General features: G+C 30.9%; 9 protein-coding genes and 1 pseudogene. 7 read left to right on the forward strand and 3 right to left on the reverse strand.

Translation table 11 applies throughout. The annotated features are described in order from the left end of the window. Positions 1 to 129 precede the first annotated feature (129 nt). The 3 genes from COL3_RS06025 (at position 130) to COL3_RS06035 (ending at position 4,697) form a co-directional block, all read left to right on the forward strand. Positions 130 to 2,355, forward strand: a complete 2,226-nt coding sequence (locus COL3_RS06025) for an ABC transporter ATP-binding protein (RefSeq protein ID WP_008418320.1) — start codon at positions 130 to 132, stop codon at positions 2,353 to 2,355. Then, on the forward strand, positions 2,352 to 4,235 hold the full coding sequence (locus COL3_RS06030) for an ABC transporter ATP-binding protein (RefSeq protein ID WP_008418318.1): 1,884 nt from the start codon (positions 2,352 to 2,354) through the stop codon (positions 4,233 to 4,235). The genes COL3_RS06025 and COL3_RS06030 overlap by 4 nt, the downstream gene beginning before the upstream one ends. A gap of 144 nt (positions 4,236 to 4,379) precedes the next feature. Continuing rightward, positions 4,380 to 4,697: a hypothetical protein gene (locus tag COL3_RS06035; RefSeq protein WP_008418316.1), complete on the forward strand. Its 318-nt coding sequence runs from the start codon at positions 4,380 to 4,382 to the stop codon at positions 4,695 to 4,697. 220 nt (positions 4,698 to 4,917) lie between these two features. On the opposite strand, the pseudogene COL3_RS06040 reads toward COL3_RS06035, so the two are convergent. Together COL3_RS06040 and COL3_RS06045 are read right to left on the reverse strand one after the other, a co-directional pair. Beyond that, positions 4,918 to 5,254 (reverse strand): annotated as a pseudogene (locus COL3_RS06040) (YnfA family protein). 171 nt (positions 5,255 to 5,425) lie between these two features. After that, the gene (locus COL3_RS06045; protein ID WP_008418312.1) at positions 5,426 to 6,520 is read right to left on the reverse strand and encodes a hypothetical protein; all 1,095 of its coding nucleotides are present in this window, start codon (positions 6,518 to 6,520) and stop codon (positions 5,426 to 5,428) included. Between the two features lie 361 nt (positions 6,521 to 6,881). Between COL3_RS06045 and COL3_RS06050 the strand changes: the two genes are divergently transcribed. Continuing rightward, positions 6,882 to 7,511, forward strand: a complete 630-nt coding sequence (locus COL3_RS06050; RefSeq protein WP_008418311.1) for an HAD family phosphatase — start codon at positions 6,882 to 6,884, stop codon at positions 7,509 to 7,511. Between the two features lie 61 nt (positions 7,512 to 7,572). Here the strand turns inward: COL3_RS06050 and COL3_RS06055 are convergent, their stop codons facing one another. Beyond that, on the reverse strand, positions 7,573 to 8,460 hold the full coding sequence (locus COL3_RS06055) for a LysR family transcriptional regulator (protein ID WP_008418309.1): 888 nt from the start codon (positions 8,458 to 8,460) through the stop codon (positions 7,573 to 7,575). 304 nt (positions 8,461 to 8,764) lie between these two features. On the opposite strand from COL3_RS06055, the gene COL3_RS06060 reads away from it, so the two are divergent. The 3 genes from COL3_RS06060 (at position 8,765) to COL3_RS06070 (ending at position 10,701) form a co-directional block, all read left to right on the forward strand. Next, positions 8,765 to 9,325: a nitroreductase gene (locus COL3_RS06060; protein WP_008418307.1), complete on the forward strand. Its 561-nt coding sequence runs from the start codon at positions 8,765 to 8,767 to the stop codon at positions 9,323 to 9,325. A gap of 119 nt (positions 9,326 to 9,444) precedes the next feature. Continuing rightward, the gene (locus COL3_RS06065) at positions 9,445 to 9,693 is read left to right on the forward strand and encodes a hypothetical protein (protein WP_008418305.1); all 249 of its coding nucleotides are present in this window, start codon (positions 9,445 to 9,447) and stop codon (positions 9,691 to 9,693) included. 138 nt (positions 9,694 to 9,831) lie between these two features. Further along, positions 9,832 to 10,701, forward strand: coding sequence for an ABC transporter substrate-binding protein (locus COL3_RS06070; RefSeq protein WP_008418303.1), 870 nt, complete (start codon positions 9,832 to 9,834; stop codon positions 10,699 to 10,701). Positions 10,702 to 11,183: the final 482 nt, after the last annotated feature.

The following is an 11,183-nucleotide window of genomic DNA, read 5'->3' on the forward strand; positions in this document are numbered from 1 at the left end:
ATACTATTTACATATGTAGGTTATTAATGCTGAATTTTGAATAAAAGAATAGAAGGCATAGCATAATAAATTCTATTAAGATTAAGTTGAAATAAATAAGTAAGAATAAGCAAAGGAGTAGAAAGAATAATGACTAGATTGATGAAGTACTTAAAACCCTTTATTGGGTTGATTTTTGCTGCTATAGCATTACTATTTGTGCAGGCAATGTGTGATTTAGCTCTGCCAGATTATATGTCTAACATTGTAAATGTTGGAATACAGCAGAATGGGATTGAAAATGCTGTACCTGAAGCCATTAGAAAGAGTCAGATGGATAGACTGACATTATTTATTTTTGGGCAAGATAAAAACGAAGTTATGGATAATTATACTCTTGTTGATAAATCCAGTGCAGATTACAACAAATATGTAGAAGATTATCCTGTTCTTAAAAAAGAGCACATTTATGTACTGAAAAATAAAGATGTAGCAGAAATAGATAAATTAAACCCAATTATGGGTAAAGCCCTCCTAACAGTTTCTGGAGTAGAAAAGATGAAAGCAGATGCTAGCGGCGGAACAATTGATTTTAATGGTAAGAAGATTCCAGCCAGTACTGATTTATTTGCTTTATTAAGAAAAGTACCTGAAGATCAGAGGAAAAGTATGGTGGAAGAGGGATCAAAGAAGTTTACAGCTCTTGGAGATAAGATGGTTATTCAGGCTGCTGCCAGCTTAGTTAAGGATGAATACAAAGCTTTGGGGATGAATACAGACACAATGCAAAATAAATACATATTAAATATTGGTATTTACATGATTCTAATATCTTTGTTAAGTGCTGCCTGCATAGTTCTTGTAGGTTTATTGGCGTCAAGAACAGCAGCAGGACTTTCAAGAAATTTAAGAAGTAAAATATTTTCAAAGGTTCAGAGCTTTTCAAATACTGAGATGGATAAGTTCTCTACAGCTTCTCTTATAACAAGGACTACAAACGATATTACTCAGATTCAAATGCTCATTGTTATCATGATAAGAATGGTATTTTACGCACCAATTATAGGCATAGGTGGTGTTATAAAAGCTATGGCAAGAAGTACTTCAATGTCTTGGATTATTGCATTGGCAGTGGCCATACTCCTAATAATTATAATTGCTGTAATTTCTGTTGCAATGCCTAAATTTAGAGTTATACAAAAGCTTATTGACAGATTGAACTTAGTTACCAGAGAAAGTCTTTCTGGAATAATGGTAATAAGGGCATTTAATACACAAGAATTTGAAGAAGAAAGATTTGATAAGGCTAATAAGGATTTAACAAACACAAGCTTATTTGTAAATCGTGTAATGGTGGTTTTGTTTCCGATTATGATGCTTATAATGAATGGAATAACAGTGCTTATTGTTTGGGTTGGCGCTAACCAAATTGCAAATTCCAGCATGCAGGTTGGAGATATGATGGCCTTTATGCAATATGCAGTACAGATTTTATTTGCCTTTCTAATGATGTCCTTTATGTTCATTATGATACCTAGAGCATCGGTTGCGGGACAGCGAATAGCAGAGGTTTTGGAAACAGAAACTATAATTAACGACCCAGCATCTCCAAAGAAATTTAATGAGAATCTAAAAGGAGTTGTAGAGTTTAACAATGTATCCTTTAGATATCCTGGAGCAGAGGAGGATGTACTGAAGAATATAACCTTTAAGGCTTTACCTGGGCAGACTACTGCTATTATTGGAGCTACTGGTTCAGGCAAAACTACATTAATCAGTCTTATACCAAGATTTTACGATATAACAGGAGGAAAGCTTATTGTTGATGGCGTAGATACACGTGAAGTAACTCAACACGATTTAAGAGATAAAATTGGATATGTGCCTCAGAAGGGGAACTTATATAGTGGTACCATAGAATCCAACCTTAAATATGCAAAAGAGGATGCAAGTGAGGAGGATTTAATAGAAGCATCAGAAATAGCTCAGGCCATGGAATTTATAAATAATAAACCTGAAGGTTTTAAAACTGAAATTTCACAAGGAGGAACTAATGTTTCAGGAGGACAGAAGCAAAGATTATCTATTGCCCGTGCTTTGGTAAAGAAACCTGAAATCTTTATATTTGATGATAGTTTTTCTGCCCTTGATTTTAAAACTGATGCAGCCTTAAGAAAGGCTTTGAAGGCAAAGACTGGTTCTACCACTGTTATAATTGTTGCTCAACGTATTGCAACTATAAAAAATGCTGAGCAGATAATAGTTCTTGATGAAGGCAGAGTAGTAGGAATGGGCACTCATAAGGAGCTTATGGAGAATTGTGAACCTTATAAGGAAATTGCTTTATCACAGCTTTCAAAGGAGGAATTAGCATGAGTGAAAATAATAATAAGCACATAAACTCCAACCCAAGAAGAAGTGCGCGCCCTGGCGGAGGACCTATGGCCATGATGAAGGGGGAAAAGGCTCGTGATTTTAAGGGCACAATGAGAAAGCTTATTAAATATTTAGGGGTGTACAGAATATCAATAGTCATAGTTTTTTTTCTTGCGATAATAAGTGCCGGTTTGGGTGTAGCTGGCCCTAAGATTTTAGGAAAAGCAACAACAAGATTGTTCGAAGGAATAATGGCCAAAATATCTGGTACAGGAGATATTGATTTCGATTATATTAGAAATATAATTTTTGCACTTGTTGTTCTATATATATTTAGCGCTCTATTTGCATATGTTCAGGGATGGATTATGTCAAGTGTATCCATGAAGGTAAGTTATAATATGAGAAAAGAACTCTCAGAGAAGATTAATAAGATGCCTCTAAGATATTTTGACAGTACAAATCACGGAGAAGTATTATCTCGCATTACAAATGATGTTGATACACTTAGCCAGACACTCAACCAAAGTTTAAGTCAGATAATAACATCAGTAACTACAGTAATTGGAGTCTTGATAATGATGCTTACTATAAGCTGGCAACTTACACTAGTAGCTTTTATTATGATCCCTATATCATTTTTGCTTATTATCGGAATTGTAAGAAGTTCTCAAAAATTTTTTAAACAACAGCAGGATTATTTAGGAAACGTAAGTGGTCATGTAGAAGAAATGTATAGCGGACACTTAGTAATGAAGGCTTATAATGGTGAAAGGAAGAGTGTTGAAAAATTTAATAAATTAAATAATCAACTTTTTGGATCTGCCTGGAAGTCACAGTTTCTAACAAGTATAATGATGCCTCTTATGAACTTTGTTGGCAATCTTGGCTATGTAGGTGTGTGTATTTTAGGAGGGTATCTTGCCACAAAAGGAAGCATTTCCGTTGGAGACATTCAAGCTTTTATACAATATGTAAGGCAATTTACTCAGCCTATTTCACAAATTGCCAATATATCCAATATACTTCAACAGACTGCAGCTTCAGCTGAGCGTGTATTTGAGTTTCTTGCAGAGGAGGAGGAAGTTACTGAAACAACTAATCCTGTAAATCCGGAAAATATCCAAGGTAATGTGGAGTTTATGAATGTTAACTTTGGATATAACCCTAAAAATACAGTAATAAATGATTTTTCAGCTAAAATTAAAGAAGGCCAAAGAGTTGCTATTGTTGGGCCAACAGGCGCAGGTAAAACAACCATGATTAAATTGCTTATGCGTTTTTATGATATAAACGAAGGTGCCATATTAATTGACGGACATGATATCCGCGATTTTACTCGTAGGGGCTTGCGTTCAATGTTTGGAATGGTTCTTCAGGACACATGGCTGTATAATGATACTATAATGGAAAATATAAGATATGGACGACTTAGCGCAAGTGATGAAGAGGTTAAAAAAGCAGCAAAAGCAGCTCATGTAGACAGCTTTGTGCATACTTTACCAGATGGCTATAACTTAATCCTTAATGAGGAAGCTTCAAACGTATCCCAAGGGCAGAAGCAGCTATTAACAATTGCTAGAGCAATACTTGCAGATCCTAAAATATTGATTCTTGATGAAGCTACAAGTTCTGTTGATACACGTACAGAAGTGCAGATTCAAAAGGCTATGAATAATCTTATGAAAAACCGCACAAGCTTTATAATCGCTCATCGTCTATCAACAATCCGTGATGCCGATTTAATACTTGTTATGAGTCATGGAGATATTGTTGAACAGGGGACTCATGAGAAACTGTTAGAAACTAAAGGATTCTACGCAAGTCTTTATAACAGTCAATTTGAAATGGCAGAGACAGGAATAGATGATAATCTTTAATGTATACATTGAAGGCAATTATGCAATAGAGCAAAAGAAAAGTTCAATCTAGTTGTATTTATTAAATTTTGAATATTTCTTTTTATTATTCACATAATAAAATTTGACTTAGTAATTAATAATATTATAGTAGGTGAAGTTAAAATGAAAAAATTCATTATTTTATTTTCTATTTTTTTAACTCTATCACTGAGCACAATTACAATAAATGCTTTTGCAGAAGGAAAAATATTAACGCAAGGTATATATAATGCTAGAGAATCAAATTTATTAGTTGGTACCCCAATTACAGCCAGAATTACATCACTTAATGATAAAGTGATGATTATGATTATTGATTCAAATCAAACTGTTCAAGAATTAGTGCGATTAGGTCCTGGATCTACAGAACATGTTTTAAAACCTCTTGATTTTGATTCTTCAGTTATTATTTTTGGGAAAGGCAGTGTAAGTTTATCTTAAAGGACACTTTTTATTTAATAAAAAATGTAGTCAAAAATATGACTACATTTTTTTACAATATATTTTTCAATTGAATAGGGTATTATTTGCTTCTGGATTAATTATATCATATGTATTTATAAAGATGTATATTTTTCGTATTATTTGTGAGATTTTACAAAAGAATATCACAATTGGTTTGGTTGTAACTTCTAGTATTGAAGAATTACTAGAATAAATACTAGCCTCTAGGTGCATACATAATCACCATAACACCAAAAAAGTGCTATTAATCCACCAATTAAATCAAATTTATCGGGAGTTACATTATCAATTTTCCACCCCCATAAAATAGATAGAACAATAAATATACCTCCATAAGCCGCATATACCTTACCAAAGTTTGCATTAGAAGGTTGTAATGTAGGAATTATTCCGTATAAAATTAATACTATTGCTCCAAGAATTCCATACCATAAACTTTTTCCATCACGCAACCATATCCAAACAAGATATCCACCACCAATTTCGAATATTCCAGCTAATATAAAATAAAATATTGATTTAATAATTTCCATGCATATTCTCCTATAAAGTATTTAAATATAGTAATTATAGCATATTGGGTTTGAATGTTTTTGATTTTCAGAGAATAATATATGAAGAATATCTCAAAAATCAGAATTAAAATATAGGAAATTAAAAAGAGATACTTTCATGTTTGAAAATACCTCTTTTTATATAAATTATTATACAGTAGCAGTAGTTGTTGAAGTTGTAGTAGTTGTTGATTTTTTTTCTTGACGAGTTTCTTTTATTTTTTCTCTAGCATCTTTATTAGAAAGACCTGAAATATCTACTCCAAGTTTTGCTGCTGCATCAGAAAGTTTTTGACTTACCTCTTCTTTTTTTGCTTCATATGCAGCCTCTATTTTAGCTCTTGCATCTTGGATTGATAAACCAGTTATATCAATTCCAAGCTTAGCAGCCTTAGCAGCTTGAATTTTAATTCTTGATTCTTCATTTGATAAACCTGTTACGTCAATGCCAAGTTTTGAAGCTTCAGCTTGATCTAACTTAGCTCTTGCATCTTTATTTGATAATCCTGTTATATCAACACTAAGTTGAGCTGCTCTTTGAGTAAGTTCAGCAAGATTTTTAGCTTCAACGGCTGCTTTTAATTTAGCAACAGCATCTTTGTTTGATAAACCTGTAATATCAATTCCAAGCTTTGCGGCCTCTGCGGCTATTACTTTAGTTCTAGCATCTTCAGTTGATAAACCCGTAATATCAACGCCTAATTCAGCAGCCTTTCTAGTAAGAAGTTCTTGGCTTCTAGCCTCAATAGCAGCTTGAACCTTAGTTTTTGCATCTTCTAATGATAATCCTGTTATATCAATTCCAAGTGCGGCAGCTTTTGCTGAAACTTTATCGGCTGTAGCAGCAGCTTTATCCTCAAGGGCTTCTTGAATTTTTGTTTGAGCCTCATCAAAAGTTAATCCGGTAATATCAACTCCAAGCTTAGCAGCTCTAGCAATTTGAATTTTAGCTCTGGCTTCTTCTGGTGTAAGGCCTGTAATATCTACACCAAGTTTTGCTGCAATTGCAGTTCTTATTTTATCACTTGCTTGCTGACTAGTTAATCCTGTAATGTCTATTCCAAGTTTTGTAGCTCTTTGTGTAAGTTTTGCAAGTTTATCTGCTTCACTAATTTGTTGTACTTGATTTGTAGTACTGCTAGCTGTTGGGCTTTGATTAGTATTATCAGCAGCAAATGCGGGAACAATACTTGATACTGAAACCATAGTTGCAATAACAATTCCTAATATTTTGTTCTTCTTCATAATTACCTCTCCTTGCATCATAAAAATTTTCTTGATTGTACATTAATTAAAAGTATATATTATTTGAAATAACTGGTTACAAGTGCATTATAATGTTCCAATGTGAAATTTATGTGAAATTCGTGTGAATTTTATGTCAAATAAGTATTTTGTGGAATTAAAAGAATAATAATTTGTAAGTAAGAAGTCTATTTAACCTTTTATTTTAAAAACTTATGTATAATATTCTAAGGAATATCTAATACCAATAAAGAAATATGATAATTTAGATTTGTTTATTTTAAAGTATGAGAAATAAGAGTACACCCTAATAGGTAAATTTCTTATATAGTATTTACTCATTAATTTGGAGGGATAAAACTTGAAAAAAGCAGTAATTTTTGATATGGATGGAGTTTTAGCTTATACTGAGAAGTTCTATTTTAGAAGAAGATTGGAATTCTTTGATGAATTAAAAATAGAGACTCCATCAAGAAAAATTCAAGATTTTATTGGATTAAGCAGTGATATGATTTGGGAAATGCTAGTACCTAATGATGAGAAAAAAAGAGAGGACTTAAAAGAAAAATATTTAAGGTATTCTAAAAAACATGAAGTGAATTTTCATGATGTACTGAATCCATGTGCTAAAGATGTACTTGGCAAATTAAAAGAAAGAAACATTAAAATAGCTATTGCTTCATCATCTGGAAAACAAGATATTTTAAGAATGATAAAAGAGTGTGAACTTGATAATTATATTGAGTTTTTTATTAGTGGAGAGGAGTGTAGAAGGAGCAAACCAGATCCAGAAATATATATTGAAACTCTTGACGCTTTGAATTTATCATCAAAAGATGCATTAGTAGTAGAGGATTCTACACTGGGAATTAAAGCGGCAAAATCAGCAGGGATTATGACTTTAGCATTAGTGCAAAAAGATTATTTTGTTGATCAATCAGAAGCAGATTTTAAAATAAATGATTTACTTGAAGTGATTGAAAAAATTTAGCAGCGTAATAGATCAATTAATTATTTATATTAAAAATGAAAAACCTTAAGATATATAAATTTTATTGCCATTTTTGAGACTGCATCTTAACAAAATCTTTAAAAATTTTAGCAGCAGGAGACATGTAACCATCTTTAAGCCATCCCATATGAATTGTTCGATAGCAATAAGGTTCTCTTATTTTTAACACTGATAAATTATCTACTTTTAAGTTCGGGGTATCAGGAACTATGGAGATGCCTAAGCCAGCGCTCACAAATCCTGTAATCATACTGCTTTCATTAGGTTTCATTGAAACTTTAGGAATAAATCCAATATTGTTAAAAACAGAGCACATTTTATTCTTTATTCCCTCAGAAAAAAATACAAAAGTTTCATCTTCTAAATCTTTTAGGATTACTTCTGATTTATTTGAAAGCGTATGGTTTTTTGGAGCTATTATAACCAGGTCATCGTTTTTTATAGGAATTGAATCAATCTCTTCATATTTGCTGATGTCTTCAAATTCATCGTAGAAACCTAAATCAAATCTACCATCTTTAAGGCCTTTTAATATTTCAGGAGTGGATTCTTGACAAAATTCAAATTTTGTATTTGGGCTTTCCTTTAGAAATTCACTAATCATTGTAGGCATAAAATGTGTTCCAATGGTATAAATTGCAGAAATAGAGACTGTGCCTGATATAGGATTGATTATATTTTGTAATTCTTGTATCCCTGTATTAATCTCCATAATTGCAACGTTGACATGTTTTAAGAACATACTTCCAAAGCGGGTTAGTTTTATATTTCTACCGCTCTTTTCAAATAAAGGAACATTTAACTCTTCTTCTAATTTTGAAATAGATTTACTTAAAGCTGGTTGAGTTATAGAAAGTAGATTGGCTGCGGATGTAAAATTCTGTGTTTCTGCTACAGTTTTAAAATATTCTAATTGTTGATAGTTCATAGCCAGTACTCCTTTATTTTAAAATATCTACTAGTTACATAAATATTAAAAATATATAACTTATTTTCATAGATCTAATGAAAAAAATTAATTAGACGGATGTAAGTATTATTGATAACATTATATTATCTTATAAAATACATCAATAATTAGACAAACTAATTATAAATTTTATTTATATATTTGTCAAAAAATGATAATGCTAATTATTAGGGTTAAAGTCCTAAAATATTTTTAGCAAGCTTGTCAGTCGGCAATGACAAAATAAAGTTATAATGTGTTTAAAATGAAAGGAGAAAAAAACATGAATGAAGTAATACAAAATATTTTAACAAGAAGAAGTGTAAGAGTTTATAAGGAAGAGCAAATCTCAGATGAGGATTTAAATACAATATTAGAAGCAGCAAAGTTTGCTCCAAGTGGTATGAATAGTCAAAGTTGGCACTTTACAGCTGTACAAAATAAGGAGAGGATTAGCCAGTTAATTTCTGCAGCTAAAGAAGCATTACTAAACTCTCCTGTAGAGCAATTAAAAAAGATAGGTGGTAACCCAAATTTTAATCCATTCTATAGTGCTCCAACTATAATAATAACATCTTGTGATAAAAACTTACCAGTAGGACACTTTGATTGTGCAGCAGCACTTGAAAATATAATGTTGGCTGCTCATTCGCTTGATATTGGTTCTTGCTGGATACATATGCTAGCTATGGTTGGAGATGATCAAAAGGTTAGAAGCATACTTACAGAACTGGGAATTCCAGAAAATTATGCAGTATTTGGCACAGCTGCTCTAGGTTTTAACGGCGGTCAAGAACCTAAGGCTCCACCAAGAAAAGAAGGAACTATTAATATAGTAAAGTAAAGTATAAAGTTAAAACCATGGGGAAAAGCAAATCTCTATGGTTTTAATTTTTAAAATAGCCATAAAAAAAGTAACAATTTTAGAAAATCATCATATACTAAGTAATTAGGGTGATAAAAATGAATAAGATTAAAACATTAATTAAATGTATTTTCAAATATAAAGATAAACAATATGAAGTTGAAGATATAATTCCTAATTGTTTAGAAAAAGAAAAGGCAATAGTCTTATATAAAGATGGTAACTGTTCTGATGATTTATATAGGGCAAGCTTAATAAGAATAAAGTATGGTGATGATGCAATTCCAGACTTACCCGAAGGAAGTAAGGAAATAGAATTGGTAAATATAAAGGTTAAATTCTGTTAGTATTATAATATCGATTTATATGTTTAATTTTTAATATTTTAATGCAAAATAGCATTAGGGTGAATTAATTCCCCTGCTTTTTTGTTATGAGAAACAATATATAATAACGTTAATTAGTAAACTTATAAGGAGATTTATATGAAAAGAATAACTCAACGACTATTAATTTTCATCATTATTCTAAATTTTATTGGAATAGGAATGATACTTGAAGGGAATAGTAGAGTGGATAGTAGTAAAACTACAACAATAAATATTACTAAGGAAAAAAATCGATTGGAGACAATAAAAGAAAAAGGAGAAATTACTGTTGTCTCACCATTAAATGATGTTACATATTTTTATTTTGATAATAATACAAATAAGATATCAGGAATTGATGCTGACATTATAGGTGAAATTACAAGTCGTCTTGAAATTAATAAAGTTGAAATGAAGATAGCACCATTTTCAGATTTACTAGAAAAATTAAATACGGATGATAGTATAGATATTTCCGCAGGGGGAATATATATAACTCCAAAGCGAGAAGAGCTAGTATCATTTACGCAGCCTTTGTATAAAGGATCAGAAGCAATTGTAGTTCCAACATATTCAAGCATAAATTTTAAAAATGATTTAAAAAACTCAGTAGTTGGTGTAGAAAAAGGAACAGTATTTTTAGAAATGGCAAAAAGGTGGAAAGAAAATAAATTGATAAAAGATATAGCAATATTCAATACATCAGCTGACCTGTTAAATGCTATAAATAATAATAAAATTGATGCAGGTATAGTTGATTCTATTATAGTAAAATATTCTTTAATGAAAGATAAAAATCTTTTGGTAAGAATGCTAAAAGATTATAATCCTGAGATAACTGGAAATGTAGGGATAGCAGTTAGAAAAAATGATACGGAATTATTAAATGCACTAAATAGAAAAATTAGTGATATGAAAGCAGATGGCACATTATATGCTATTCTTGTAACGAATGGACTAAATAAAGATAATATGATTTCTAATTAATTTAAGGAACTTAGATGATATTAATAACTTTATGGGAACTATTAGATCAAAGTTTCTTGTTTATAAACAGGAAGCACTAAAGTAACTGTAGATGTTAATGGAACACAAACTTCAGTTGATATTGTTGTAAGTGAATAGATTTTTAGCTTTTAGAGATAGTTTCAACAAAAATCGGAAAAGAGATTTATTTTAAAGTAGTATTATCGCTGGGGGATTACCTAAGATTTAAGGATACAGATAATAAACAACTATATCTAGCGTATCAATATAAATAACAATGAGGATAATAAAGAAAAATAACGAAATTTATGAATAATCTAATAATATGGTGATAAAATAAAAAAAGTAAATATAGCAGAAATGATAAGATGAAAAACGTCGCTAAGAGACATAAGTAATACGACTTAAATTCGATAATATCCCTGAAAAAGAGGATAAAAGTTTTTTTGAAGAAGTTGTTGACAGTATTCAATAGTGATGTT

The sequence above is a fragment of the Clostridium sp. LS genome, assembly GCF_002760435.1.
Taxonomy (GTDB): Bacteria; Bacillota; Clostridia; order Clostridiales; family Clostridiaceae; genus Clostridium.